This window comes from Burkholderia sp. A2 (genome assembly GCF_001729305.1).
GTDB lineage: Bacteria > Pseudomonadota > Gammaproteobacteria > Burkholderiales > Burkholderiaceae > Burkholderia > Burkholderia sola.
The window spans coordinates 122,095-148,176 of the sequence record NZ_LZXX01000082.1 but is presented as its reverse complement, the minus strand read 5'-3'; the positions used below and the strand labels follow the sequence as shown (position 1 = coordinate 148,176).

At 68.3% G+C, this 26,082-nt stretch carries 19 protein-coding genes and 1 pseudogene; 13 read left to right on the top strand and 7 right to left on the bottom strand.

The features are described from left to right. The first annotated feature begins 115 nt into the window (after positions 1–115). From A9Z05_RS07785 to A9Z05_RS07755, 7 genes are read left to right on the top strand one after another with little or no spacing between them, the layout of a single operon-like run. Entirely contained in the window at positions 116–1,372 is a 1,257-nt protein-coding gene (locus tag A9Z05_RS07785) for a polysaccharide biosynthesis/export family protein (RefSeq protein ID WP_069617587.1), read from the top strand. Beyond that, entirely contained in the window at positions 1,372–1,878 is a 507-nt protein-coding gene (locus tag A9Z05_RS07780) for a low molecular weight protein-tyrosine-phosphatase (protein ID WP_069617613.1), read from the top strand. Before A9Z05_RS07785 ends, A9Z05_RS07780 begins: the two co-directional genes overlap by 1 nt. Continuing rightward, complete coding sequence (locus A9Z05_RS07775; protein ID WP_069617586.1) at positions 1,875–4,148, top strand: polysaccharide biosynthesis tyrosine autokinase; 2,274 nt, start codon at positions 1,875–1,877, stop codon at positions 4,146–4,148. Before A9Z05_RS07780 ends, A9Z05_RS07775 begins: the two co-directional genes overlap by 4 nt. Next, positions 4,145–5,368 (top strand): glycosyltransferase family 4 protein, encoded by a 1,224-nt coding sequence (locus A9Z05_RS07770; protein ID WP_069617585.1) that lies wholly within the window; start codon positions 4,145–4,147, stop codon positions 5,366–5,368. The genes A9Z05_RS07775 and A9Z05_RS07770 overlap by 4 nt, the downstream gene beginning before the upstream one ends. Continuing rightward, the gene (locus A9Z05_RS07765; protein WP_069617584.1) at positions 5,368–6,531 is read left to right on the top strand and encodes a polysaccharide pyruvyl transferase family protein; all 1,164 of its coding nucleotides are present in this window, start codon (positions 5,368–5,370) and stop codon (positions 6,529–6,531) included. Before A9Z05_RS07770 ends, A9Z05_RS07765 begins: the two co-directional genes overlap by 1 nt. Then, positions 6,528–7,823 carry a lipopolysaccharide biosynthesis protein gene (locus tag A9Z05_RS07760; RefSeq protein WP_069617583.1) on the top strand — a complete coding sequence of 432 codons (1,296 nt, stop codon included), beginning with the start codon at positions 6,528–6,530 and terminating at the stop codon, positions 7,821–7,823. The genes A9Z05_RS07765 and A9Z05_RS07760 overlap by 4 nt, the downstream gene beginning before the upstream one ends. Next, the gene (locus tag A9Z05_RS07755; RefSeq protein ID WP_069617582.1) at positions 7,813–8,862 is read left to right on the top strand and encodes a hypothetical protein; all 1,050 of its coding nucleotides are present in this window, start codon (positions 7,813–7,815) and stop codon (positions 8,860–8,862) included. Before A9Z05_RS07760 ends, A9Z05_RS07755 begins: the two co-directional genes overlap by 11 nt. 7 nt (positions 8,863–8,869) lie before the next feature. Here the strand turns inward: A9Z05_RS07755 and A9Z05_RS07750 are convergent, their stop codons facing one another. Continuing rightward, positions 8,870–9,865 carry a beta-xylosidase gene (locus A9Z05_RS07750; RefSeq protein ID WP_069617612.1) on the bottom strand — a complete coding sequence of 332 codons (996 nt, stop codon included), beginning with the start codon at positions 9,863–9,865 and terminating at the stop codon, positions 8,870–8,872. A gap of 390 nt (positions 9,866–10,255) precedes the next feature. Then, positions 10,256–11,965 (bottom strand): 2-isopropylmalate synthase, encoded by a 1,710-nt coding sequence (gene leuA, locus A9Z05_RS07745; RefSeq protein ID WP_176730177.1) that lies wholly within the window; start codon positions 11,963–11,965, stop codon positions 10,256–10,258. A 956-nt stretch (positions 11,966–12,921) separates the two neighbouring features. Between leuA and A9Z05_RS07740 the strand changes: the two genes are divergently transcribed. From A9Z05_RS07740 to A9Z05_RS07730, 3 genes are all read left to right on the top strand, one after another. Beyond that, complete coding sequence (locus A9Z05_RS07740) at positions 12,922–13,311, top strand: fucose-binding lectin II (RefSeq protein WP_023474822.1); 390 nt, start codon at positions 12,922–12,924, stop codon at positions 13,309–13,311. A gap of 107 nt (positions 13,312–13,418) precedes the next feature. Then, positions 13,419–14,240 (top strand): fucose-binding lectin II, encoded by an 822-nt coding sequence (locus A9Z05_RS07735; RefSeq protein ID WP_069617580.1) that lies wholly within the window; start codon positions 13,419–13,421, stop codon positions 14,238–14,240. A gap of 160 nt (positions 14,241–14,400) precedes the next feature. Then, positions 14,401–15,135, top strand: coding sequence for a fucose-binding lectin II (locus A9Z05_RS07730; protein WP_069617579.1), 735 nt, complete (start codon positions 14,401–14,403; stop codon positions 15,133–15,135). Positions 15,136–15,289: 154 nt separating this feature from the next. Here the strand turns inward: A9Z05_RS07730 and A9Z05_RS07725 are convergent, their stop codons facing one another. The 4 genes from A9Z05_RS07725 to A9Z05_RS07715 form a co-directional block, all read right to left on the bottom strand. After that, positions 15,290–18,589 (bottom strand): autotransporter outer membrane beta-barrel domain-containing protein, encoded by a 3,300-nt coding sequence (locus tag A9Z05_RS07725; protein ID WP_069617578.1) that lies wholly within the window; start codon positions 18,587–18,589, stop codon positions 15,290–15,292. A 92-nt stretch (positions 18,590–18,681) separates the two neighbouring features. Next, the gene (locus A9Z05_RS36015) at positions 18,682–19,020 is read right to left on the bottom strand and encodes a hypothetical protein (RefSeq protein WP_141723388.1); all 339 of its coding nucleotides are present in this window, start codon (positions 19,018–19,020) and stop codon (positions 18,682–18,684) included. A 108-nt stretch (positions 19,021–19,128) separates the two neighbouring features. Then, positions 19,129–19,695 carry a cytochrome b gene (locus tag A9Z05_RS07720; protein WP_069617577.1) on the bottom strand — a complete coding sequence of 189 codons (567 nt, stop codon included), beginning with the start codon at positions 19,693–19,695 and terminating at the stop codon, positions 19,129–19,131. Then, the gene (locus A9Z05_RS07715) at positions 19,692–20,534 is read right to left on the bottom strand and encodes a catalase family peroxidase (protein WP_256121911.1); all 843 of its coding nucleotides are present in this window, start codon (positions 20,532–20,534) and stop codon (positions 19,692–19,694) included. Before A9Z05_RS07715 ends, A9Z05_RS07720 begins: the two co-directional genes overlap by 4 nt. Between A9Z05_RS07715 and A9Z05_RS37635 the strand changes: the two genes are divergently transcribed. Beyond that, the gene (locus tag A9Z05_RS37635) at positions 20,419–20,886 is read left to right on the top strand and encodes a hypothetical protein (RefSeq protein ID WP_256121913.1); all 468 of its coding nucleotides are present in this window, start codon (positions 20,419–20,421) and stop codon (positions 20,884–20,886) included. The two genes, A9Z05_RS07715 and A9Z05_RS37635, sit on opposite strands and share 116 nt — an antisense overlap. 241 nt (positions 20,887–21,127) lie before the next feature. On the opposite strand, the gene A9Z05_RS07710 is transcribed toward A9Z05_RS37635, so the two are convergent. Further along, positions 21,128–22,498, bottom strand: a complete 1,371-nt coding sequence (locus A9Z05_RS07710; protein ID WP_069617575.1) for a M23 family metallopeptidase — start codon at positions 22,496–22,498, stop codon at positions 21,128–21,130. Positions 22,499–22,778: 280 nt separating this feature from the next. Between A9Z05_RS07710 and A9Z05_RS07705 the strand changes: the two are divergent. After that, a pseudogene (locus A9Z05_RS07705) lies at positions 22,779–23,642 on the top strand (mechanosensitive ion channel family protein); the annotation flags it as partial. Positions 23,643–24,252: 610 nt separating this feature from the next. After that, entirely contained in the window at positions 24,253–25,896 is a 1,644-nt protein-coding gene (mqo, locus tag A9Z05_RS07700) for a malate dehydrogenase (quinone) (protein ID WP_069617611.1), read from the top strand. The last annotated feature ends 186 nt before the right edge of the window (positions 25,897–26,082 follow it).

The following is a 26,082-nucleotide window of genomic DNA, read 5'->3' as shown; positions in this document are numbered from 1 at the left end:
GCCGCAGCGGCATCGCCGCCGCGGCTGCTTCGATTGACCCGGCGGCCCCTGCTTCGGCAGACCCGCTCCCGCGCCGCCGCCGTCTCCCGACGCGCGGCGCAACTGGAAGGAACTCATGACACCCTCGATCGCATCGGCGGCCGCGCGCCGCCACGGTGCGCTCGCGCTCGTCCTGACGGCCTGCGTAGCGCTGTCCGGATGCGCGTTCGCGCCCGGCATGAAGATGAACACGTCGTATCTCGGCTGGCTCGCCGACACGCCGGAGGACGGCGCGCCCGCGCCGGCCGCGGCCGACTCGCGCGTGGCCGAAGCACGCGCCGCGGCCGCATCGACCACGGCCGGCACGCCGGTTCGTGCGCAGCCCGCGGGCGGGGATGCCGTCGCCACGCCGCCGATCGTCGACATCGATCCGTCGCTGATCGCGCGGCAGCGCGCGGCCCGCGATGCGGCCGCGGCGTCGTTCGACACGCCGGCCGCATCGCGCGCGTCGTCGGCCTACCGGATCGGGCCGGGCGACGTGCTGCAGATCACCGTGTGGGATCACCCGGAACTCGCGGCAGCCCAAGGCGGCGCACAGCAGACGCCGCCGCGGTCGGCCGACCCGGTTGCCGGCTTCGTCGTCGACGATCGCGGCAACCTGACGTTCCCGTATGCCGGCGTGCTGAAGGTCGCCGGGCTGACCGCCGCCGACGCGCAGGCGCGCGTGAAGCAGGCGCTCGGCAAGCTCTACCGCGAGCCGCAGGTCACGCTGCGCATCGCGTCATTCCGTTCGCAGCAGGTGTACGTCGACGGCGAAGTCCACACGCCGGGCGCGCTGCCCGTCAACGACGTGCCGATGACGCTCGCCGACGCGATCGCGCGCGCCGGCGGCTTCACGCCGGGCGCCGATCAGAGCGACGTGACGATCGTGCGCGACGGCACGCCCGTGCGCATCGACCTGGCGCGCCTGATCGAACGCCACCGCGACCCGTCGCGCATCGTGCTGCGCGGCGGCGACCTGCTGCGCGTCGGTGCGCGAGACAGCAACGGCGTGTACGTGATGGGCGAGGTGAACCGCCCGATGCTCGCGCTGCCGAAGCGCGACGGCCGCCTGACGTTGAGCGACGCGCTGCTGCAAGCCGGCAGCATCAATTCCAATACCGCCGATGCCGCGCAGATGTTCGTGATCCGCGGCGCGCAGGGCCGCACGCCGACGGTGTTCCATCTCGACGCGCGCTCGCCCGTCGCGATGGTGCTCGCGAACCAGTTCGAGCTGGAGCCGAAGGACATCGTCTACGTCGACGGCAACGGGCTCGTCCGCATCAGCCGCGTGCTGAGCCTGTTGCTGCCCAGCGTGAACACGGGCGTCGCCGCCGGGATCGCCACGAAATGATGCCGAACCCGCCCCCGTTCCTGCTCGTCGTCTGCGAAGGCAACGTGTGCCGCAGCCCGCTCGCGGCCGCCCTGCTCGCGGCGAAGCTGCCGCACGCGCGGACCGGCTCGGCCGGCCTCGCGCCGCCGAACGGCCGCCCGGCCGACCCGCTGGCCCGCGACATGGCCGCCGCGCGCGGGCTGAGCCTCGACGCGCACGCGGCCCGGCCGGTGACGGCCGCGCTGTGCGCGCAGGCCGACCTGATCTTCGTGATGGACGGCAAGCAGCGCCGCGTGCTCGAAGCGCGTCACCCGTTCCTGCGCGGCCGCGTGTTCCGTCTCGGCGAATACGCGCGAATAGCCGACGGTGCGCCGCTCGGCCTCGACGTCCCCGATCCCTATCGCGGCACGCGCGACGATTTCGTGCGCTGCGCGGCGCTGATCGATCTCGCGGTCGGCAGCTGGCTACCGCGGCTCGCCGCGCGCTGGCCGCACGTCACCGCCTCTTTCTCCGAATCCCAGCCATGACGAGTTCCGCTTCTCCCGAACGCGAGATCGACCTGATCCGCGTGCTCGACGTCCTGCGCCAGGCACGCTGGACGATCGCGTCGATCACGGCGGCCTGCGTCGCCGCCGGCGCGCTGTATGCGTTCGTCGCGCCGCCGACCTACCAGGCCGACCTGATGATCCAGACCGACGATGCGACCGACGCCGCATCGAAGAACCTGCTCGGCGACGCCGCGTCGTTCTTCAACGTCGCGTCGCCCGCGTCGGCCGAGGCGCAGATCCTGTCGTCGCGGCTCGTCGTCACGCGCGCGGTGGAAGACCTGCGCGCCTATATCGTCGCGACGCCCGCACGCGTGCCGGTGATCGGCGCGTTCGTCGCGCGCTTCAACGACGGCGCGGTGAAGCCGGGCCTGTTCGGCTTCGGCGGCTACGCATGGGGGCAGGAGTGGATCGACGTCGTGCGCTTCGACGTCCCGACGCGTGCGGAAGGCGACACGTTCCAGGTCGTGCGGCTCGACGCCACGCGTTACCGGCTCACCGGCTCGGACATGAAGGCCGATGCGGTCGGCACGATCGGCCGCGCGGAAACCTTCGACACGCGCCACGGCCCGCTGCACATCGACATCACCGGCTTCGACGCGCTGCCCGGCACGCGCTTCACGCTGGTGCGTCAATCGCGCGCGGAAACGATCGACACGCTGCGCAATGCGCTCGACGTCCAGGAGAAGGTGAAGCAATCGGGCGTGCTCGTCGCATCGCTGCGCGGCCACGATCCCGTCGACATCAGCGCTACGCTCAACGCGATCGCCAACCGTTACGTCGAACAGAACATCGCGCGCCGCACGGCCGAGGCCGCGCAATCGCTCGCGTTCCTGAACGAGCAGCTGCCGATCGTGAAAGGTCAGCTCGAGCGCGCGGAAACGCGTTACGCGACCCTGCGCAGCCGCACCAGCTCGGTCGATCTCGAGGAAGAAGGCAAGGTCGTCCTGCAGCAGGGCGCCGACCTGCAGACGCGCGTGCTCGAACTGCAGCAGAAGCACGACGAACTGTCGCGCCGCTTCCTGCCGACGCACCCCGACATGGCCGCGCTCGACGCGCAGCTCGCGACGTTGAAGCGCCAGCAGGGCGCGCTTGACGCGCGCATCGCGCGGCTGCCCGCGCAGCAAAGCGAGGAAGTGCGCGCCCGCCTGGACGTGAAGGTGAACGCGGACCTGTACACCGCGCTGCTGAACAACACCCAGCAGCTCGAACTCGTGCAGGCCGGCAGGACGGCGAGCGTGCGCGTGGTCGATGCGGCCGTCGCGCCGGCCGATCCGGTGCGGCCGAACCGGCCGGTCGTGATCGCCGCCGCCGCGCTCGCCGGCCTCGCGCTCGGGCTGATCGCCGCGTTCGCGCGCGAATTCCTGTACGGCGGCCTGACCGCCGTCGACGAGATCGAACGCCACACGTCGCTGCCGGTGCGTGCGGTGCTGCCTGCGGCCGCCCGCCAGCGCAAGCTGATGCGTGCGATCGAGCAACACGACACGGGCCGGCATGTGCTCGCCTACGACGATCCGTACGAGCCGGCGATCGAAGGGCTGCGCAGCCTGCAAACCGCGCTGCATTTCGCGCTCGCCGATTGCGCGCATCCGCTCGTGCTGGTCACGGGTCCCGCACCCGGCACCGGCAAGTCGTTCGTGTCGGTCAACCTCGCGGCGGTGCACGCGGCGAGCGGCCGGCGCGTGCTGCTGATCGACGGCGACCTGCGCAAGGGCTACCTGCACCAGTACTTCGGACTCGCACGCGGCGCGGGCTTCGCGGCATTGCTCGGCGGCCATGCGAGCGCCGACGAGGTCATCCAGCGCAACGTCGCGCCGAATCTCGATCTCCTGCCGACCGGCGAACTGCCGCCCGCGCCGACCGCGCTGCTGCAGCAGGCCGGCCTCGGCGCGCTGCTTGCGTCGCTGCGCGCGCGCTACGACCTCGTCATCGTCGATTCCGCTCCCCTGCTCGCCGCCACCGACTCGACCTGGCTCGGCGCCCATGCCGACGCGACGCTGCTCGTCGCACGCGCGGGCTCGACGCGGGCCGGCGAACTCGTCGAAGCCGCGAAACGCCTGCCGCAGCGGTCCGACGCACAGCCCGGCGTCGTGCTGAACGGCCTCGATCCGCGCGCGGGCGCATCGGCCTTCGGCTCGAAATACGGCGGCTATCGCTACGAAGCCTACCGCTACACGTGCGACACGCAGCGCTGTACGCACCTCGCCCGCCTACGCGCGGCACTTCAACGTCTGCTGCGGAGGTCCGCATGAGCGACATCGCATTCGCGCCTTCACTCGACGATCGCGTGACCCTTCAACCCGATACGAACCCGCCGGCGCCCCCGGCGACCGCCGCGCCGCCGCTGCGCATCGCGCTCGTCGTCGAAGCGGCCGGCGGCGGCGTCGCCGTCCACCTGACCGACCTGATCGCCGGGCTGCACGCACGCGGACACGCGGAAATCCACCTGATCGCGCCGCGCGGCGAACGCTTCGACGACGCGATGCTGGCCGGCGCGGCCGCGCAGTGCAAGACGTTCCACCGGCTGCCGCTGCAGCGCGCGGTCGGCGCCCACGACCTGCGCGGCGTACTTGCGCTGCGCCGGCTGTTGCGCCGGATCGGGCCCGACATCGTGCACAGCCACAGCTCGAAAGCCGGCGCGCTCGCGCGCCTGTGCCGCGGGCCATGGCAGCAGGTCTATACGCCGCATGCGGTCTATACGCTGAACCCGACGCTGTCGCCCGCGAAGCGCGCGTTCTACGGCGGCATCGAGCGCGTGCTCGGCAACGCGTGCTCGGACGCGGTGATCGCCGTGTCGCAGGACGAAGCCGATCACCTGCATGCGCTCGGCATCGCGCGCGGCCGCATCCGGCTCGTCGAGAACGGCGTCACGCCGCCGGCGCTGCTCGCGCGCCAGGCGGCACGGATCGCGCTCGGGTTGGCCGATCACCCGTTCGTCGTCGGGTTCGTCGGGCGATTCGATCATCAGAAGGGTGTCGACCGCCTCGTGCGGATCGCGCGCGTACTGGACGAACGCTTCGGCGACCGCGTGCAGGTCGTCGCGATCGGCTCCGGCGATTTCGACCGGGCCGCGGGCGACGAAGCGCACGACCTGCCGGCGAACCTGCGCGTCGCGGGCCGCGTCGACGCGGCGCGCCGCTACTTCTCCGCGTTCGACCTGCTCGCGTTGCCGAGCCGCTACGAAGGTTTTCCGTACGTGTGCCTCGAAGCCGTCGCCGCACAGGTGCCGATCGTGGCCACGCAGGTGTCGGGCGCGACCGAGCTGATTGCCGAACATCGCGTCGGGCTGACGGTATCGAACAGCGACGACCCGACCGCGTTCGCATCGATGGTCGGCCGCCTCGTCGAGCACCCGGCCGCGCACCGGTTGATGCGCGATCAGTGCGCCCGCGCCTACCCCCATTTTTCGGCGGAGGCAATGGTCGATCGCACGCTCGCCGTCTATCGCGACCTGCTCCGGGAGAACGCATGATGAGCCGCCCCGTTCACGTGGCCCTGCTGCACGCGTACAGCGCACGCAACGCCGGCGACGGGTTGCTCGTCGAACTGTCGGTCGCGTTGCTGCGCGGCGCGTTCGGCACGGACACCCGCGTGTCAGTCGTCGCGGCCGATCCCGCATCGTTCCCCGGTCATCCGGACGTGCGGCCCGCGCCCGTGCTCGCTGCCGGCGGCGCCGGGCGGCTGATCGGCGCGGCGATGGCCGCGCTGCCCGTCGGCGCCAATCCGGCACTGGCCGACCTGCGCGGCCTGCTGAAACAGGTCGACCTGATCGTCGGCGTCGGCGGCGGCTACCTGCGCGCGCGCAACAGCGTCGAGGCGCTCAAGCTCGAAGCCGGGCATCTCATGCAGATGCGTGCGGCTCGTGCGGCGCGCAAGCCCGCCGTCTACCTGCCGCAGAGCATCGGCCCGGCCGCCGGCAATGCGATGCTCGCCGCCCATCTGACGTCGCTGCTTGCGGGCTTCCACACCGTGTTCGTACGCGATGACCGCTCGATGGCGCTGCTCGCCGCCAATCCGAACACGCGGCGAGCGCCCGATCTCGCGGTGCTCGAATTCGGCCGGCGTGCGGCCGGTCAGCGGGAGCACGCGCATGTGCCGCCGGCCCGCCCCGACCATATCGCGCTGGTGCTGCGCCGTCCGCCCGCGTGGAGCGCCGCGCAATGCGCGCGTTACCACGCGCAGACGGAAGCGCTGATCGAACGGCTCGGCGCGTTCTGTCGTATCACGTTCGCCGTGCAAAGCACCGGGCGCGGCAACGACGACGCCGCGTACTATCGCGAACGCGGCTTCGACGACACGCGCACGCTGAAGGACGTGCTCGCCCGCGACACGCCCGACGCGGTCGTCTCCGTGCGCCTGCACGGCGCGCTCGAGTCGATCCTGCACGGCGTGCCGGCCTACCACCTGAGCTACGAGCGCAAGGGGTTCGGCGCGTATGCCGATCTCGGCGTCGGCCACTGGGTCGCGAACGCCGCCGATTTCGATGCGAATGCGGTATGCGACACGCTGTTCGCGCCCGATGCGCTGCGCCGCTTCTGGGCGCAGACCGACACCGGCATCGTGCGGCTCGGCCGCGAGCGTGACCGGATCGTCACCGCGCTGAGGGCCGCGCTCTACGACGGAGCCGCACGATGAAGGCCGCCTCGTCGCGCCTCGCGCTGCGGATCGCCGCGCTCGGGCTGAAGTTCGTGCTGACGATCGTCGCCGCGCGCATGCTCGGCTTCGATGCGGTCGCCGTCTATGGTGTCGCGCTGGCGGTATCGGTCGTCGGATCGAAGGTGCTCGGGCTCGGCTTCAGCACCGAAATCAACCGCCGGCTCGCCGGCCCCGATCCGCGCGACGCGATCCGGGCCTGCATGCGGCTGTCGGTACTGTATGCGGGCGTCTATGCCGTGCTGTGCGGCGCGGCCGCGCTGCCAGTCGGCGCGTTCTTCGGGCTGCCGCGGGCAGGCGCGCTGGCCGACGTGCCGCTCGCGCTGGTGATGCTCGTCGCATGCGCCGAACATGCGGCGCTCGAGGTCAATACATGGCTGTTCTCGCTGCATCGCGTCCGCGCGGCGTCGTGGCTGCTGTTCGTGCGGACCGGCGCGTGGGCCGGCGTCGCGGTCGCCGCACTCGCGGCGCGCGTGGTCGAGTCGATCGACGGCGTGTTCGCGATCTGGCTCGCCGGCGACGTGCTCGTCGTCGCGCTCGGCGGGCTGCTGATATCGGGTGCGGCTAGCCGGCTGCCGGCGATGCCCGCGCTATCGGCCACGCGCTTGCCGCTCGCGACGGTCTGGCGCAGCGGCGCGCCGTTCTTCGTCGCGTTGCTGCTGCTGTCGGTGCTGCAGTATCTCGAACGTTTCGTCGCGTCCGCGATGCTCGACGCGAGCGAACTCGGCCGCTACGTGTTCGTATGGTCGATCGCGAACGCGATTCAGACGATCGCGTCGGCCACCGTCGCGGCGGTCGCCGCGCCGCGTCTCGTGCGTGCGCTCGACAGTCCGCGAAGCGCACCGCGGGCATTTCGCAGCGAACTCGCGCGGGCGCTGCGCGGGTCGGCGATCCTGACCGGTGCGACCGCGCTCGCGATCGTCACGGTGCATCCGTGGCTGTTCCGGCTCGCGCACGAAGGCGGCGACCTGCCGTCAACCGTCCTCCTCGCGATCCTGCTGCTGTCGTTCGTGCTGCGCGCGATCTGCGACGTACTGTGGGCCGCCGCCGTCGCGTTGAGGGCAGGCCGCGTGGTCGCCGGCGTGATGGCCGTTCTGACGCTCGCGTGCGTCCCGATGACGATCGCACTCGTGCATGACGGGCGCGCGATCGGCGCGGCCGTCGCGCATCTCGTCGCGAGCATCGCGGTGGCCGCGTGGCTCGCGTGGATCGTGTCGTCTCGCGCCCCGACGGCGCGCCGCGCCACCCGGCCCGGAGCGGCCGATGCTGCGTAACCTGATCGCGAGCGGTCCGCTGCTGAGCCGCGGCTTGCGCGACACGATCGCCGCGTGTCTCGCGCTGCTGTACGTCGGCGTCTATGCGAACGCGCGCGTGCTGCTGCCGGAATTCATCTTCCGCGACGCGGACAAGATCCAGACGCAGATCGGCGGCGGCTCGACCTACGACGGCTCATCGTTCGATGCGGTCGGCAAGCTGTACCAAGCGCTCGGCGGCGCCGGCACGGCCGTATTCGTGGTCGCGCTGGGCGTCGCGACGATCTGGATCGCGTTGCGCGCGACACGGCGGCTCGGCGCGCTGGCTGCCCATCTCGCGTTGATTGCGCCGTGCCTGTTCTTCAACCTGTTCGTCGCGAGCAAGGACACGCTCGTCGTCGCGATGTCGATCGTCGTCCTCGCCGCTGCGCGCGTACGCGGCACGGCGGGGGCGATGATGATCGCCGTGCTGCTGTATCTCGGCTACGCGGCGACGATCCGCAGCTACTTCGCGTTGATCGTCGCGATCGCGCTTGCGGCATGGGTGTGGCGCCGGGTATCGGCACTGCCGAGGCTGGCCGGGGCGCTGTTGGTCGCGGCCGTGCTCGTCGCGCTGCCGAATGCCGCTTATACGCTGCTTCAGCAGCCGCGCGACCTCGCGGTCGACTATCTCGTGTATGCGTCGCCGTTCGGCGCGCGCACGAGTTTCTACAACCCGTTCCCGCCCGATTCGTTCATCCATTTCGCGGGCAACTATGCGTATTCGCTCGTGCGGCTCAACCTGCCGGTGCTGTTCTCGTTCGATCCGAAGGGATTCGCGATGCAGGCGCTGGTCGCGCTGTTCCTCGGCGCCGCGTGGCGACGCGCGCCGACGCAGCGCACCGGTGAACGCACGAACGGCCTGCCCTGCAACGGCGAACTGCTCGCGTGCCTGCTGCTCGGCCATGTCGCGGTATCGATGCTGTTCGAGCCGGATCTCGGCAGCTATCTGCGGCACCTGTCCAGCGTCGCATTGTTCGCCGTCGTGCTGTGGACGATCCGTACGCGCGGGCCGGCTTGACGGGCGGCTACGGCTTCGACGCCGTCGCGCGCAGCAACGCGCGGGCCGCATCGAGCGCGGGCTTCGGCGACCGGTCCGCACGCACGAGCCCGTAGCTGCGCTGCGCCGCATCGTTCGCGTTCGCGGTATCGGCCCATTCGTAGATCGACAACAGAGGCGTGCCGAGCGTCGCGCGTGCGTCGAGCAGCGTGCGCAGACGTCGCGCTTGCCGCTCGTTGCCATCGACGCCCATCGACGCTGCACCGTCTTCGGTCACGAGTGCCGGCAGACCGTAGCGTGCACGGATGCCGTGCGCGGCATCGCGGATCTGCATCGGCGTCATGCCGTACGCGTGGTACGACACGGCGTCGAGACAGGCCGGTGCGGCGGCGTACACGCCGGCCAGCAGACGGTCGGGCACGCTGCCAGGCAGCGGCGGGCGGGCGAATCCGAAGCCGACGACCGGAATGTCCGGCCGGCGCGCGACCAGGCCGCGGCACAGCCCTTCGGCAAACGGCGGAAACGTGTGCACGACATCGCCGGTCGGCCAATAGCGGCCCAGGTCGGGTTCGTTCCAGAGCTCGACCGCCACCAGCGCGTGGCCGTATTGGGCGGCGAGCCGCGTCACCGTGCCGGCGAGGCGGGCACCGGCAGCCGCGAGCGAGGCGCGGTCCGTCTTCGTGTCGCGCTGCCCGTCCGCTCGCCCGAACGGCGCGAGCGTGCGCACGGTCAGCAACACCGGCAGGTGAGTCGAGCGCGCCGCCGCGAATGCGTCGTCGAGCTGGCGGCGATAGTCCGGACGATCGAGACGGTCGGTCCATACGCCGAAGCGGACGAAGTCGAAGCCGGTCTGCCGAATCTGCAGCGCATCGTCGGGCGTAAACGACTGGATCTTCACCTGGACGCCGACACGCGGCCGGCCGTCGAGACTATCCGGCCAGCGTGCGCGGTCGTCGGCATGGGCCGACGGCAGTGCCGCGAAACACAGTGCGGCGGCGAAGAACAGCGTGGAAATCCGGAGCATGGACGAGAGAACGATCGGGAATGCCGGCGGCGCACAACGCGCTGCGGAACGAATGCACGCGCACGGCCGGCGGAAACGGGGCATCGCGGCCGACCGTGCATTGTTGCAGAGCCCCGCGCCCGCCACCATCGGACTGGTCCGAGCGCGTTCGTTCCCGTGTCGGCGCGCCGCGCGTGCACGCACCCTGCGCCAGCCGCGCCCCCCCTCCGCCACTGCGCCGTGGACGACGTGGGGTGTTCCTGGTGTATCCGTCGCGCGCCGGCATCTCGATGCGAAGACGCGCGCAGGGGGGATCTCGTGAAGCAGGCGCTGCACTCGGCAGGCGGTGCAGCGACCCTGCCGGCGACGCAGCCGCGCCGGAGACCCCCGACGCGACCGCCGCTGCCGCCGTTACGCCACGGCCTTCACCGCCTGCGCCACGTCGAAGAACGTCGCCTGCACCGCAGCGTCCGCACGCGCATACGCGCGGTTCACGCCGCTGATCACCGCACGAATCGACGCGGTCGTCAGGTTCGCATCGACGCCGACACCGAACGCGCTGCCGCGCACGCCCGTGCCGGCCAGCTCGGCGATCGCGATCGCCTTCGCATCGGCGCCCTGCGACAGCGCGCGTTCCTCGTAATGCTGAATTCGCAGCGGCGTGTGCAGCGCGTGCATCAGCGCGTCGAGCGGGCCGTTGCCCTCGCCGCGCAGCACCCGGCGCTCGCCCTGCACGTCGGCGGTCAGCACGATCGATTCGCGGCCGTCGCGCTCGGTCAGCTCGTGGCCGACATAGCGCAGCGGCGCATCGCTTTCGACATATTCCTGCTGGAACAGCGACCAGATCTGCGCGCTCGTCACCTCGTGGCCGCTGTCGTCGGTCAGGCGCTGCACGGCCGCGCTGAAATCGACCTGCATGCGGCGCGGCAGCACGACACCGTAGCCCTGTTCGAGCAGGTACGCGATACCGCCCTTGCCGGACTGGCTGTTCACGCGAATGATCGAATCGTACGTGCGGCCGAGGTCGTTCGGATCGATCGGCAGGTACGGCATCTCCCACACGGCGTCGGGCTTCTGCACGGCAAAGCCCTTCTTGATCGCGTCCTGGTGCGAGCCGGAGAACGCGGTGAACACGAGGTCGCCGACATACGGATGGCGCGGGTGGATCGGCAACTGCGTACATTCCTCGGCCGTGCGCGCGACTTCGTTGATCTGCGAGAAATCGAGGCCCGGATCGACGCCCTGCGTGTACAGGTTCAGCGCGAGCGTGACGAGATCGACGTTGCCGGTGCGCTCGCCGTTGCCGAACAGGCAGCCCTCGATCCGGTCGGCGCCGGCCATCACCGCGAGCTCGGCCGCCGCGACCGCGGTGCCGCGATCGTTGTGCGGATGCACGGACAGGATCAGCGAATCGCGGCGCGCGAGGTTCCGGTGCATCCATTCGATCTGGTCCGCATAGTAATTCGGCGTGCCGATTTCCACCGTGGCCGGCAGGTTCACGATCGACTTGCGCTCGGGCGTCGGCTGCCACACGTCGAACACCGCGTCGCAAACTTCCTTCGCGAAATCGAGTTCGGTCGCCGTAAACGTTTCCGGGCTGTACTGCAGCGTGAATTGCGTGTCGGTCGCCGCATCGGCGCACCGCTTGATCGTGCGCGCCGCATTCACCGCGAGCTGCTTCACGCCGTCGCGATCGAGGCCGAACACGATCTTGCGGAATTCCGGCGCGGTCGCGTTGTACAGGTGCACGATCGCGCGCTTCGCGCCGCGCAGCGATGCGAAGGTGCGCTCGATCAGGTCGTCGCGCGCTTGCGTCAGCACTTCGATCGTCACGTCGTCGGGGATGTGGCCGCCTTCGATCAGTTCGCGGACGAAGTTGAAATCGGTTTCGGACGCGGACGGGAATGCGACCTCGATCTCCTTGAAGCCGATCGCGACCAGCGTCTTGAACATCCGCATCTTGCGCGCGGCGTCCATCGGTTCGAACAGCGCCTGGTTGCCGTCGCGCAGGTCGGTGCTCATCCAGATCGGCGCCTGCGTGATCGTGCGCGACGGCCACGTGCGGTCGGGCAGGTTGACGGGCGTGAACGGTCGGTATTTCGTCGCGGGATTTTTCAGCATCATGATGTCGGTCCTCGGTCTGTTTGTCGGTGAAGCGCGGCGCGGTAGCGATCGGCGTCAGAAGCCGGCTGCGCGCGCAGCGGTGAAAACGGCAAGAAAGCGGCACAACGGCAAAGCGGTACGGCAAACGACAGCCTTGACGGTTGAGCGACCGGGACGGAGCGGAGCGATGACAGAAAAAAGACGAACTCAGGCGCCGGTCGACAACCGGGGCCAGGTCGGTGATGCGGGGAAAATCTGGCGCTTCAGGAAAGAAGCAGATGGAACGCGCGCAGCCGCAGACCCAGCCCGGAGAAACGGGCTAGTAGTCGTAGCGAGAAGAGGAACTGGGCGGCGTGCATGGCCGGCATCAAATCACAGGGTGACCACGGCTGTCAACCGGGTGCGCTTGCATCCCGCTCCATTCCGCGATACGCGCATTCGCGCAGAATCAGTCCCGTCCGATAGGCGGCAGCCTCCCCCGTCGCTATGCTTCACGGGTGCGGCGCCGGTGAGGTCCTATTCATGTTCGGAGTGAGTCGGTCCATCCTCTTCGCCGGTCGCCGCACACCCCTCCCTCGCAATCGGGCTTCGGCGTGGGCGTTCGGCGGTGGCCGGTGGGCGCGGCCACGACAGAGATGTCGATGTTGAAACGAAACGCTGCCATATGCGAACGCCGAGCGTCTGCTCCGAAGCCCGATTGTGCCTCGCCGCTCTCGCTCCGCGTTGCGCGCTCGCGCATCGTTCAAGAAATCGATACACACATCGATATAATTTATTGAATATATCGGAATCGGCTTCATTAAGCACATTTCATTAAATCGATTAGCGCTGCCTTTCGATTTACTGAACAATAACCATTCCCATCCGAATATTTTTTTATTTATTTTTTGCCATGCTTTGCAAGCCGCGTTTCAAACGGCAAACGTTTGCGCGGCAAGGCTCGCGCCTTATCCAATACTTCTCAGGAGGCAAGCATGGCCGATTCTCAAACGTCATCCAACCGCGCCGGCGAATTTTCGATTCCGCCGAATACCGATTTCCGCGCGATTTTCTTCGCGAATGCAGCCGAGCAACAGCACATCAAGCTGTTTATCGGCGACAGCCAGGAACCCGCCGCGTATCACAAGCTGACGACGCGCGACGGCCCGCGCGAAGCGAAGCTGAATTCCGGCAACGGCAAGATCCGCTTCGAAGTGTCGGTGAACGGCAAGCCGTCGCCGACCGACGCGCGCCTCGCGCCGATCAACGGCAAGAAATCGGATGGCTCGCCGTTCACGGTCAATTTCGGGATCGTCGTGTCGGAAGACGGCCACGACAGCGACTACAACGACGGCATCGTCGTGCTCCAGTGGCCGATCGGCTGACCTGACGCGCGATCGACGGTCGACCGCTGCCGGCCGCCTCCGTGGCGGCCGGCGGGTTTGCGCCGCGTTCCGCGGCCCCTCATACCGCCTCATCCCCGGAGACTCCCATGCCCCTCCTTTCGGCTTCGATCGTCAGCGCGCCCGTCGTGACGTCGGAGACCTACGTCGATATCCCGGGCCTGTACATCGACATCGCGAAGGTCGAGATTCGCGACGGAAAACTGCAGGTCATTCTCAACGTGCCGACGCCTTACGCGACGGGCAACAACTTCCCAGGCATCTATTTCGCGATCGCGACCGACAAGGGCGTCGTCGCGAACGGCTGCTTCACCTATTCGTCGAAGGTGCCCGAAAGCACCGGACGCATGCCGTTCACGCTCGTCGCGACGATCGACGTCGGCAGCGGCGTCACGTTCGTGAAGGGCCAGTGGAAAAGCGTGCGCGGCAGCGCGATGCATATCGATTCGTACGCGAGCCTTTCCGCGATCGGTGAAACGGCCGCGCCATCGTCGTCGCAAGGCGGCGGCAGTCCGGGCGCCGAAACCGGTGGCGGCGGATCGGGCAACATCGGCGGCGGCGGCGAACGCGACGGCACGTTCAACCTGCCGCCGAACATCAAGTTCGGCGTGACCGCGCTCACCAACGCGGCGAACGACCAGACGATCGACATCTACATCGACGACGACCCGAAACCCGCCGCGACGTTCAAGGGCGCCGGCGTGCAGGACCAGAACCTCGGCACGAAGGTGCTCGACTCCGGCAAGGGACGCGTGCGCGTGATCGTGATGGCGAACGGCAAGCCGTCGCGCCTCGGCTCGCGGCAGGTCGATCTCTTCAAGAAATCGTACTTCGGGATCGTCGGGTCGGAAGACGGCGCCGACGACGATTACAACGACGGCATCGTGTTCCTGAACTGGCCGCTCGGCTGAGCGGCGGCAATCGCGAAACATCGCAATGGCGACGGGGCCAACCACGCATTGCGAATCGTTCGAGCAGTCATTCGCAGTCCCACGCTTTGCTCCGCGCGCGGCCCGGTGACATCCGTTCGCCGGCGCGCGACGCGAGACCTACCATCGAGACGAGGACGACATGTCACAACCCTTTACCCACGACGACCTGTACGCGCTGCTGCAACTCGCAGGCAACGACGCCACCGCCGTGCAGGCCAACGGCGATCAGGCCGTGCTCGACCGGATGCGTCAGTTCATGACCACGCAGCTCGTCGAGAAACTGCCGCAGTACGACGTATTCGTCGATATCGCGACGATCCCGTACAGCTTCGACGTCGGCAGCTGGCAGAACAAGGTGAAAACCGATGCGGCAGGCGAGGTCGTTGCGTGCACGGTGACGTGGGCCGGCGCGCCCGGTGTGTTGCCCGGTGCCGCGGCGAAGTTCGGCGTCGGCGCGGTCGTCAATTACTTCTCGAAAGCGACACCGCAGCCCGTGCAGCCGGAGCCCGTGCCGACCGGCGGCGGCGAACGCGACGGCGTCTTCAACCTGCCGCCGAACATCGCGTTCGGCGTGACCGTGCTGGTCAATTCGTCCGCCCCGCAGACGATCGAGGTCTTCGTCGACGACAACCCGAAGCCGGCCGCGACGTTCCAGGGCGCCGGCACGCAGGACGCGAACCTGAACACGCAGATCGTGAACTCCGGCAAAGGGAAGGTGCGCGTGGTCGTGACGGCGAACGGCAAGCCGTCGAAGATCGGCTCGCGTCAGGTCGACATCTTCAAGAAAACCTACTTCGGTTTGGTTGGATCCGAAGATGGCGGCGATGGCGACTACAACGACGGCATCGCGATCCTGAACTGGCCGCTGGGTTGAACGCGGCAGCCTGACGAGCGTCGCCACGCCGCCCGGCGTGGCGACCGGCCGGTGCGCGTCCGTCATCCGCGAAGCCAAGCTCGCGCGGCACGCATGCGGTCGGCCGCGACGATACACGCCACGGACGATCGATCTCCGTGTCGTCCTCGTCAAATCACCACGCCCACCGCACACCCGCATTCCCGATAATCGTGCGCTGATGCTCGCCGCCGAGATTCGTCAGGTAACTGACCGTCGCATACACGCTGCCGCGCTTCGTCAGCTGCGCGACGAGCCCCGCGCCGATCTGCCCGGCCGTCTGCCCGACTTGCGTGCCGATCGTCGTCGAGCCGCCGAACGTCGTCTTGTCGTCGGCACCGAACGCGCGCAGCACGTTCACGCGCAAGTAGGGCTTCCAGCTCACGCCGTTCGCATCGAACGCGTATTGCAGCCGCGCGCCGATCCGGCCGACGAACGTGTTGCCGTTGTTCCACGCGATGCTCGACACACCGTCGTTGAAGCGATCGAGCGACAGCCATTGCCACACGAGCTGCGCCTGCGGCTCGAGCGTCAATCCGTTGCCGAGCGCGATCGGCAACCCGGCTTCGACGGAGCCCGTGAATGCGTTGCCGTTCGTCGAGCCGTTCACGTTGTCGCGCGAATGCGTGCGCACGGTCAGCGCGCTGCCCATCAGCACCGCGTCCGTGTACCAGCCGCCCGGGCCGATGTGCGTCCAGTAGCCGCCGAGGTCGTATGCATTGACCTGCAGCGAGCCGACGCCCAGGTCCGGCTGCGCGAGCGCGAAGCCGCTCACGTCGCCGACCGCGCGCGAGAAGCCGAGGAAGAAGCCGTAGTGATTGCGATGGCCGCTCGCGGTCGTATCGGCGTAAAGGTCCTGCCCGACCTGCATCCCCCACACCGTGCCGTCGAACGACGGCGTCGCGTCGCCCTTCTGCTTGAGCTTGCTGTTGCCGCCCCACACGCGCGCCCACGACGCGGGTACCGAGCCGTTTTCGGCGAGCAGCCCTTGCTCGCCTTGACGGTCGTGGAACGTATCGATCTGCAGCAGGCCGAGCTGGCGCGCGACGGCCGGTGCTTCCGCGTATAGCGGCACTTCGGGGCGATAGACCGGCTCTGGATGGCCGCCGATACCCGCGTGATCGACCGCTTCGACGATCGATTCGGGCGTGCCTTCGGCTGCGATGACCGGCGGCTCGGCCGGCGGCGTCGGCTGGCCGGGCTGAACAACGGGCGGTTCCGGCTTCGGCGGCACCGTGTTGCGCAGGTACCAGTTGTCGCCGGTGCCGGCCGACTCGCCGCCCTTCGCGAGGAAATACGTATAGGCGCCTGCGCTGACCGTCCCGCCGGAGAGCGTGAACGCGCCCGCGCTCGTCGTCGCGCCGTTCGCGGCCTGCACGACCTGGATGCCGTCGCCTGTCGTCTGCGCGCCCGCGCCGCCGACGTTCGTCACCTTCAGCGTGCTCGAGCCGCTCGCCGTGCCGCCGCTGACGATCAGTTTGTCCGATGGCGCTCCGTCGCCGGCAAGCGTCGTGTTCATCGCGAGCGTCGCGTTCTGGCCGACGTAGTTGCCCGCGACCGTCAGCGTGTTGCCCACGCCGCTGCCGCCGAGCTGCACGCGCCCCGCGTTGGTCAGCTTGCCGTTGATCCGGAAATTGCCGGTCGCGCCGCTCGCGAGGCTCGCCAGCGCGTTCGCGACCGACAGCGTGCCGTTGTTCGTCACGTTGCCGGTCACGCTGCCGTAGCCGCCGAGCGTCGCGCCCGATACCACGGCCACCGGTCCGCCGCCGCCCAGTGCCGCCGATGCGCTCGTCGCGTCACCGACGATCACGGTGCCCGCATTGACGTTCGTGCCGCCCGTGTAGCCGTTCGTGCCGTTCAGCGTCAACGTGCCGCTGCCGAGCTTCGTCAGCGAGCCCGCGCCCGTGATGCCTTGCGTCAGCGTCGAGTTGAAGCCCTGCGTATCGATCGTGCCGTTGTTCGACGTGATCGATACCGCCCGGCTCGAAGCAAGATCGAACGCGCTGCCGAGTTGCAGCGTGCCGCCATTGAGCGCGAGCCCACCCGACGCCGCGCCGAACGCATGGTCCGCGGCAACCGCCAGCGTACCCTGCGTGATCGTCGTGCCACCCGAATAAGTGTTGCCGCCGGCCGATGAAGGCGCGACCGTCAGCGTTCCTGCGCCGGTTTTCTCGACGGCGCCCGACCCGCCGATCGTACCCGTGTACGTGCCGGCGCTGTCCTGCTGGAAGCGCACGAGCCCGTTGTCGGTGACGGATAGCGGCAGGTTCGATGCATTCGCCTGCAACGTCGCACCCGCGTTGACGGTCGCGACGACCGATGCCGTCGTCGTGCCGAGCGTGCCCGTGAGGTTCAGCGTGCCGCTCTGCACCAGCGCGGTCGAGAACGTGCCGGGCCCGGCCCACGTCCAGTCGGTGCCGGCCATCGTCAGGCTCTGGAAATTCGTGAACGGATTCGACGCGGTGCCCGTGCCCTGCAACGTCACGGTATTGATGCCGGCGCCGCCATTGGCCGTTCCGACGATCTGCGAGCCGGTCTGCAGGATCAGCGTCACGTTGCCGTTGCCGCCCTGGATCGCGGTGCCGCCGCCGCCCTGGATCAGCCCCGCGTTGGTGATCGTCGTCGCGCCGTTGGTCGAGCGCACGCCGATGCCGTTGTTGCTGATGATCCGGCCGCCGGCCTGATTCGTGATCGTCGCGGTAAACGAGCTGCCGAGCGTGTTCGACACGACCGCGTCGACGCTGCCGCCGCTCGTCGCGGTGCCGGTGGTCTGGATCGTGCCGCTGTTGACCAGCGTGTCGTTGTTGCCCTGCATGTAGACGGCCGGCGCATCGCGGCCGTTCGACGTCAGCGTGCCGCTGTTGGCGATCGTACCGTTGCCGCCGAGCAGCGACGCGGCGCGCGCGTTGTTGCCGGATGTCGTCACGTTGCCCGTGTTGACGATCTGGTTGCCCGACGCGCCGGGATTGCTCTGCCCCCACGCGGCCGTCATTCCGTACGCGTTGTTGCCGGTGGTCGTGATCGTGCCGTTGTTGACGAGCGTGTTGTTGTTGCCGTTCGCGGCCATCCCGTCGTTGTACGTGCCCGACGTCGAAATCACGCCGGTCGCCGCATTGGTGAGCGTGTTACCGTTGTTCACGCCGAGCAGCACCGCGCCGCGATTCGCGACGCCCGTGCCGTTGCCGGACATCGACAGGTTGCCGTTGTTGGTGATCGTGCTCGACGTGTCTACGGAGAACGGCGTCGGCGTGGACGTCAGCACATAGCTGCCCGTCACGGTCGAATCGAGGTTGATCGTCACGTTGGTACTGCCGGCCGCGGCCACGACCGACGGCGCATTCGCACCCGTACACGTCACCGTCGTGCCGCTGCCCGGCGCGGTGGCCGAACACGCCGCATACGCACTGACCGGTACCGCGCCGGTCAGGATCGCCATTCCGCCCAAACCCAGGTTCCGCGCCTTTCTTTTCATTTTTCCGCTCGCGTTTATTGGTGACGTTATTGCTGCAAATCGGTGCGTGGAACGGGTTATAGCACCTGTCTTGAAACAATCGCAAGATCGGAATGCGTGATATCGAAAATCACGCCGCAATTCGTTTCGGAATGGGAAATAAAGAAAAAGGGGGCTTTGTTGCGGCGCGAAAACCCTTTGCGCGCCGGACATCGCGGCGCGAAATGACGCAAAACCGGTTGAACTTGCCGATTGTCACGCAATCCCTGAGAATTCGTGGCAACGGGATTCGGGAAATCGGAAAATATAACGCGATCCCGCAATCGACGGGCCGCGCATTGCCTATCGGCAAGCTGCCGATGCTGCTTTGCACGATGCGATGCCGCGCGCGTCCGGGCGACGGCGTCGCCGGACATTCCGGTCGATGCGATCGTCCAACCGGACGACCCATATTTCGGATAGCTGGACGATCGCCGTCGCGCCCGCCATTCGGCAGGCCCGACGACGCTCGAACAGCGGGCGGCTTACCCGCGCTGCCGTCCGCCTTTTGCCATGCTGGAGAAAACGCCGTCCCGATAAATCCACGCATGGACCAGGGCGGCCGACAGATGGGCCAGCACGACGACGAACAGCAGCCGCGCCAACAGGCCATGCGCATCGCGCAACCATGCAAAGAGCGTCGGACTGGCCGGTACGATCGCAGGCAGGTTGACGCCCTTGAACAGGACTATCGGGAAACCGCCCGCCGACAACAACGCCCAGCCGATCACCGGCAATGCCAGCATCAGCGCATACAGCGCCCAATGCGATGTCTTCGCTGCGAGCACCTGCCACCGCGGCAGGCTCCCCGGCAGGGCGGGTGGCCGGCTCCACAGCCGGTTCGCGACGCGCAGCAGCGCCAGCACGAGAATCGCGATACCCAGCGGCCGATGCAGATCGATCAGCCAGATCCGGTGATGCAACGACGTCATCATGCCGGCGCCGATGAACAGCATGGCCAGGATCATCGCGGCCATCAGCCAGTGCAAACCGCGCGCCAGCGCGTTGAAATGGCGCGGTGCGCCGACGCTCGTGGTCTTCCGCCTCGTCATTTGACCTCCTGCTTGCCGACCGCCTCGGTCGCCTTGCCGTAGCCGATTTCCCGCTCGCGGCGATTGAACGAATGCGCGTACGCCCCCGAACGCGCGTTCAGGATTGGATCGTTCGACACCTCGACGCCCGCGGGCACGATCGACGGATCGAAGTTGATGTCACGGCACGCGCCCTCGGCCTGCTCGACGACACGCGTCATTTCCAGCGTGCCGGCGACGAGCTGCTTGCGATCGGCCGGCCACGGCTGCGATGCGTCGTCTACCGGATCGCCCGGCCGCGCCAGTTGCAGCACGTAGTCCCAATAGAGCGGCTTCCGCGCGAGCCGCTCGCGCACGCCTTCAAACAGGAAGTCGTGGTCGGCCTGCTGCCGTTGCGCATCGCTCACCGGCACGAACGGATCATGCGGGCGCATCATCCAGCGCACCGGCTGCCGGTGACCGTCGGCGGCCACCAGATAGAACGCATTGACGCTGTAGAACGTCGCGCCCGCGAAACTGCCGGGCGCCGGTTCCCGGGCCGCCCATTTCATGAACTTCTCCGCCTCCGGGTACGCCTTCAGGAAGGCGGATACGCGCGCCGGGTCGGCCCGGCCGGTGGCGGGATCAGGCGCGGTCGCCTGCTGCATGGCCAGAAAACCCTCCGGTTCATGCGTCGGGAAGTAAGGCTGGTTGTTCATCGCCATGCGCCATTGCTGCTTGTCGTCGGTCGTCAGCAGCAGGGCCATGCTGAGCGTCGTCGTGGAGCTGTCCGCCGCGTACGGACTGCCGGTGCCGATCGAGAGCCGCCCGACGACCGGGATGTCCGGCTGCGTGAAGACACGTGCGGTCGACAAGGGCACCGCCGCGCGGTCGGGACGGAAGGTGCCGGCGAAGCAGACGCCCTTGCCGTGCGCGCGGCGGAACCCCGGCGGAAACGGCTGCGGGGTTTCCGACACCAGCGATACGCTGGTCGTGCGCGAGCCGATCCAACCCGCCGCCCACGCAAAGGCCGACGTCAACGCGCCGGCAACAACGGCGATCGCCGCCAGCGCTCCCCACGTGCGTTTCGATGTGAGATCCAGTTTTGACATAGATGGTGTTTCATCCCGTTGTGTCGTCGTGCGTGTCGCGCCGTGTTTCGCGTGGTGCGGCGGCCGTCGATGCATGAAGCGCGTGGTCGCGCTCACGCGCGCCCACGATCGAGTCGATTGAGGTACGAACGCGGTCGCGATGATCCGCTGCGGAAATCGCTACGCGCTTGGATACGAAAATCTTAGCGACGAGGTAAAAACGGGACCATCAGACCAGGCTGAAATCGCCGACGGGATGTAGGACCAGTCCGGCCGCGTGCGCGTCACCGTTGCCGGCATGCCGCCACGGCGGACGCCGGCTTGGCCCATGCAACGATGCCGGCCATCGCGGCCGGCATGACGGGGAGATCGGCGATTAGCCGTCAGCCGGCATGCGATGCGGAGCGCTTCGACATCGCAACAGGCTGCGACCAGACGGCCGCCGCGAGCTGCGTGCGCGCGTCACGCGCCACGCGGTTGAACGCCACGCGCTGCGCGCCCTTCAGTTTCGCCGCCTTGGCTGCCTGCACGAGTTCGATCGGATCGACGAGGCGCGCATGCCTGCGCACCTCGAAATGCAGATGCGGGCCGGTCGCCGTGCCCGTGCTGCCGACCGCGCCGACGCGTTGACCGCGCATGACGCGCGCGCCGGTGCGCAGCGTCGGCTCGAATGCGGACAGGTGCGCGTAGTACGACGCGTAGCCGCCGTCGTGGCGAATCACCACGTACTTGCCGTAGCCGCTCGGCTCGGTGCCGATGAACGTCACGACGCCGCGCTCCGACGCATGCACGGCGCGGCCGGCAGGCGCCGCGAGATCGACGCCCGAATGCACGTGACGCGCCCCGCTCACCGGATGCACACGCGTGCCGAACGGCGAGCTGATGCGCGTCGCGGCGACCGGCATCGCGAAGCGCGCGCCGGCGAGCGGCATGCCGTCCAGTTCGTAATAGGCGCCCGGCGAGCCGGCCTGCGGCGCGAACCACACGGCCGCGACGTGCTGCCCGCGAAAGCGGACGTCGAGCGCCGTCACACGTGCGCGGCCCGGCCGCACTGCGTCGTGGTCGGGCTCGAATGCCACGCGGAAAGTATCGCCATGCGCGCCGTGCTGCTTCGGATCGACGCGCCCGGCCAGCATGCGAACGATCTGCGCGGCGACGCCGGCCGGCAGATCGGCGCGCGCCAGCGACGCGCGCAGGCTGCCGACGATCGCACCGGCCCGCGTACCGCGATCCGGCTGCGCGAGCGTGAACGGCTCGGCGGATGCCAGATCGCCCGCCCCTCGCGCGAACGCCGGTTGCGCGCCCGGCGCCGGCAGCGCCGACGCCAGCCTGTAATCGAACCGCGACGCATAGCTGCGTTCGACCGCGTCGCGCGCGGTCTCGCACAGCACGCGATATGCGACGCAGGCGCCGAAGCGGGCCACCGGATCGCCGCGCCCGGCGCCGGTCGACACGTTCAACGCGTGCGACACGTATGCGACGTCGAGCGGCGCGGACGATGCATGCAGGCGGCCCCACGTCGTACGCGCGGAATTGAAGAAAGGCACGTCGTCAAGGTCGGTGGTTTCCGCCATCGCGGGCGCGACGGGCGCGGCGTCGTGAAACGCCTGCGCTGCCGCGCCCTGTGCGCCGGCCACGCAGGCCGCCGCGACGATGCCGCGCAGTAACGCATGGCCAATCGGGAAACGGTGGACGCCGCGGGGGGCGGGTCGACCTTGCTCGCGTGCGACACGGAAACGCAGGTCTGACCGCATGACGTCGTCACTCGCTATTCGATGAAAAATCGGGAAAAAACCGGACATCGCGGAGGAACGATCGTCGCGATCCGGCTACTCGAGAGCGAGTGTATCGGCGTGGTCGAAACGGCTGAATAGGACTCGTCTTATTTTATTGAAAAGCCGCTTAATACTCGTACTAAATCAACGCAACCGGGACGCCACGCATTCGCGCGAAGCCCGCGGCGCCGTGTACAGTCGAGGGCTGCCGGCGCGCGACATGCGCCGCGCACTCTGTCTTCAACACCGGAATCCCGTCATGTTTCTCGATCATCTTCATCCGGAACGCTGGACGTTCCTGTGGAACGCGTTGTCCACCCTCTCCGTCAAGCTGTCCGCCGGCCTGGCGCTGCTCGTCGCCGGCTGGTGGCTGTCGAAACGCGTCGGCAACTGGCTGAACCGGCTGCTCTCGAACAAGGAACGCGTCGACGACACACTGCGGCCGATCCTCTGCGACGTCGCGGTGTGGGGCATCCGCATCGTCGCGATCGTCGGCGCGCTGTCGCAGCTCGGCATCGAAACCGCGAGCATCGTCGCGGTGCTCGGTGCGGCCGGCCTCGCCATCGGGCTCGCGCTGCAGGGCACGATGCAGAACATCGCGGCCGGCATCATGCTTCTGCTGCTGCGGCCGTTCAAGGTCGGCGACTACATCGACGGCGGCTCGGGCGTCGCGGGCACCGTCGACGAGGTCGGGCTCTTCATGACGCGCCTCACGAAGCCGGACGGCATCTGCGAGTACGTGCCGAACAGCGCGCTGTGGGGCAGCTCGATCCGCAATTACACGCGCAACCCGACGCGCCGTCTCGATCTTGAAGTAGAAGTATCCGTGCATGACGATATCGATCGCGCGCTCGACGCGCTGCGTGCGCTGGCCGCGGCCGATCCCGACGTGCTGCAGGATCCCGCGCCGGACGTGATGGTGATGCGCTTCGACGACAGCACCGCCGTCGCGAACATGCGCGTGTGGACGCATACCGATACGTTCTGGGCGCTGCGCTGGCGCCTCGCGCGCCAGGTACGCAAGACGCTCGCCGATGCGGACTGCGCGCTGCCGATCCGCACGCGGGAGCTGCACATCGTGCACGACGCGGAGCGCCGGGCGGACGGCGCGCGCATGCGGGTGTCGCAAGGCGGCGCACGACGCCCTGCCCACGACGTCACATCTGCCGGAACGGCGGAGCGAAGCGAAGTGAACTGATGTCACTGTGAACGGATCGCGGTGCAACGCCGCGATCCGATGAGGTTCCGGTCTGGTGCATCGCATGCCCACCGCACACATTCCACCCCGCCGATCCCGACCGATTTTCCCACGCCGCGGACCGTCATTCCGGAAACCCGGACGCACAAAAAACCCCACGAAAACAGGGATATTCGTCGTCTGCGACACATTGTCCGAGTTCGGTTATATTACGCGCCCCTTGCCACCCCGCCCCCGCAAAACGCGTCGCGCGCGGCCTCGTTCAACGCAGCCTGAAACGCCGTCCGCTCGGGCTTGCCGTCAGGGCCCCTGCGCGTGGCGCACCGTCGCGACGCATGCGCTTGCCCGCTCCCGGGAGGCCAATCCGAAGGTGTCCTTCCGAATGGCTTCGCGTGCGCAAATGCAACGGCGTGCAGCGCCGATCCGGAATTCCGGATTCGCGATCCGGATCTCCGGACCCGTGTTTCCGCACAACGGGACCGCGCGCCGGGCGGCATGGCAAATCGATGCATCCAAGTTGAAAAAGGGATCTGCTGTGATCAAAACGTTACGGGTAATACTGTCGGCGCTCGCGCTGTGCGTCGCGACATCGTCCGCGCACGCCGCCGATACGAAGAAGGTCGACGTCCTGCTGGTGGGCGGCGGCATCATGAGCTCGACGCTGGGCGTCTGGCTGCACGAACTCCAGCCCGACTGGTCGATGACGATGGTCGAGCGCCTCGACGGCGTCGCGCTGGAAAGCTCGAACGGCTGGAACAACGCCGGCACCGGCCACTCGGCGCTCGCCGAACTGAACTACACGCCGGAGAAGGCGGACGGCAAGGTCGACATCTCGAAGGCGATCGAGATCAACGAGTCGTTCCAGATTTCGCGCCAGTTCTGGGCATGGCAGGTCAAGCAAGGCGTGCTGAAGAACCCGCACTCGTTCATCAACTCGACGCCGCACATGAGCTTCGTGTGGGGCGACGACAACGTCCGCTTCCTGAAGAAGCGCTACGAAGCGCTGCAGGCGAGCCCGCTGTTCCGCGGGATGCAGTATTCGGAAGACTACGACCAGATCAAGCAGTGGGTGCCGCTGATGATGGAAGGCCGCGACCGCAACCAGAAGGTGGCCGCGACGTGGACGCCGATCGGCACCGACGTGAACTTCGGCGAGATCACGCGCCAGTTCGTCGGCTACCTGAAGACGCAGCCGAACTTCACGCTGTCGCTGTCGAGCGAAGTGCGCGAGATCTCGCGCAATGCCGACGGCACGTGGCACGTGTCGTGGGTCAAGCTGCACTCGGACGAACCGCCGCAAGCCGTCGACGCGAAGTTCGTGTTCATCGGCGCGGGCGGCGGTGCGCTGCACCTGCTGCAGGCGTCGGGCATCCCGGAAGCCAAGGACTACGGCGCGTTCCCGGTCGGCGGCTCGTTCCTCGTGACCGACAACCCCGAAGTCGTGAAGCAGCACCTCGCGAAGGCCTACGGCAAGGCGTCGGTCGGCTCGCCGCCGATGTCGGTGCCGCACCTCGACACGCGGATCATCGACGGCAAGAAGATCATCCTGTTCGGGCCGTTCGCGACGTTCTCGACCAAGTTCCTGAAGAACGGTTCGTACTTCGACCTCGCGAAGAGCACCAACCTGCACAACGTCGCGCCGATGATGCGCGTGGGCGTCGACGAATTCCCGCTGGTGCAGTACCTCGCCGGCCAGCTGATGCTGACCGACGACGACCGCTTCAACGCACTGAAGGAATACTTCCCGAACGCGAAGAAGGAAGACTGGCGCCTGTGGCAGGCCGGCCAGCGCGTGCAGATCATCAAGCGCGACCCGGTCAAGGGCGGCGTGCTGAAGCTCGGCACCGAGATCGTCGCGTCGCAGGACGGCAGCATCGCGGGCCTGCTCGGCGCGTCGCCGGGTGCGTCGACCGCCGCGCCGATCATGCTGAACCTCATGAAGAAGGTGTTCAAGGACAAGGTCGCGACGCCCGAGTGGCAGCAGAAGATCCGCCAGATCGTGCCGAGCTACGGCACGAAGCTGAACGACAGCCCGGCGAAGGTCGTCGACGAATGGACCTACACGAGCGACGTGCTGCAACTGTCGCCGCCGCCGAAGATCGACCTCGGCGTGCCGTCGCAGGCCAACGGCGCCGCGCCGGCCCGCCCGGCGAAGGCATCGGCCGACATGGCGCTGTAACGCGTCCGACGCCGCGCGGCACCTGCCCGGCACCCGCGCGCCACTGTCATGCCGCCCGACACGGCCGCCCTCCGGGGCGGCCGTTTTTCGTGGCGCGCGCCGGGCGGAAGCACCGGCTTCCGCTAGAATTGCGGCACGCGCGACGCCGTCGCCGCCCGATCCATCATCCGCATCGACACAACCCGA

Coding starts and splice junctions, on each gene's coding strand:
- A9Z05_RS07740 (WP_023474822.1), top strand. CDS start 12,922: ATGGCCGATTCTCAAACGTCATCCAACCGCGCCGGCGAATTTTCGATT.
- A9Z05_RS07785 (WP_069617587.1), top strand. CDS start 116: ATGACACCCTCGATCGCATCGGCGGCCGCGCGCCGCCACGGTGCGCTC.
- A9Z05_RS36015 (WP_141723388.1), bottom strand. CDS start 19,020: ATGTCCGGCGACGCCGTCGCCCGGACGCGCGCGGCATCGCATCGTGCA.
- A9Z05_RS07750 (WP_069617612.1), bottom strand. CDS start 9,865: ATGCTCCGGATTTCCACGCTGTTCTTCGCCGCCGCACTGTGTTTCGCG.
- leuA (WP_176730177.1), bottom strand. CDS start 11,965: ATGCTGAAAAATCCCGCGACGAAATACCGACCGTTCACGCCCGTCAAC.
- A9Z05_RS07770 (WP_069617585.1), top strand. CDS start 4,145: ATGAGCGACATCGCATTCGCGCCTTCACTCGACGATCGCGTGACCCTT.
- A9Z05_RS07720 (WP_069617577.1), bottom strand. CDS start 19,695: ATGACGAGGCGGAAGACCACGAGCGTCGGCGCACCGCGCCATTTCAAC.
- A9Z05_RS37635 (WP_256121913.1), top strand. CDS start 20,419: ATGCTGAGCGTCGTCGTGGAGCTGTCCGCCGCGTACGGACTGCCGGTG.
- A9Z05_RS07755 (WP_069617582.1), top strand. CDS start 7,813: ATGCTGCGTAACCTGATCGCGAGCGGTCCGCTGCTGAGCCGCGGCTTG.
- A9Z05_RS07725 (WP_069617578.1), bottom strand. CDS start 18,589: ATGGCGATCCTGACCGGCGCGGTACCGGTCAGTGCGTATGCGGCGTGT.
- A9Z05_RS07765 (WP_069617584.1), top strand. CDS start 5,368: ATGAGCCGCCCCGTTCACGTGGCCCTGCTGCACGCGTACAGCGCACGC.
- A9Z05_RS07775 (WP_069617586.1), top strand. CDS start 1,875: ATGACGAGTTCCGCTTCTCCCGAACGCGAGATCGACCTGATCCGCGTG.
- A9Z05_RS07735 (WP_069617580.1), top strand. CDS start 13,419: ATGCCCCTCCTTTCGGCTTCGATCGTCAGCGCGCCCGTCGTGACGTCG.
- A9Z05_RS07730 (WP_069617579.1), top strand. CDS start 14,401: ATGTCACAACCCTTTACCCACGACGACCTGTACGCGCTGCTGCAACTC.
- A9Z05_RS07710 (WP_069617575.1), bottom strand. CDS start 22,498: ATGCGGTCAGACCTGCGTTTCCGTGTCGCACGCGAGCAAGGTCGACCC.
- A9Z05_RS07780 (WP_069617613.1), top strand. CDS start 1,372: ATGCCGAACCCGCCCCCGTTCCTGCTCGTCGTCTGCGAAGGCAACGTG.
- A9Z05_RS07760 (WP_069617583.1), top strand. CDS start 6,528: ATGAAGGCCGCCTCGTCGCGCCTCGCGCTGCGGATCGCCGCGCTCGGG.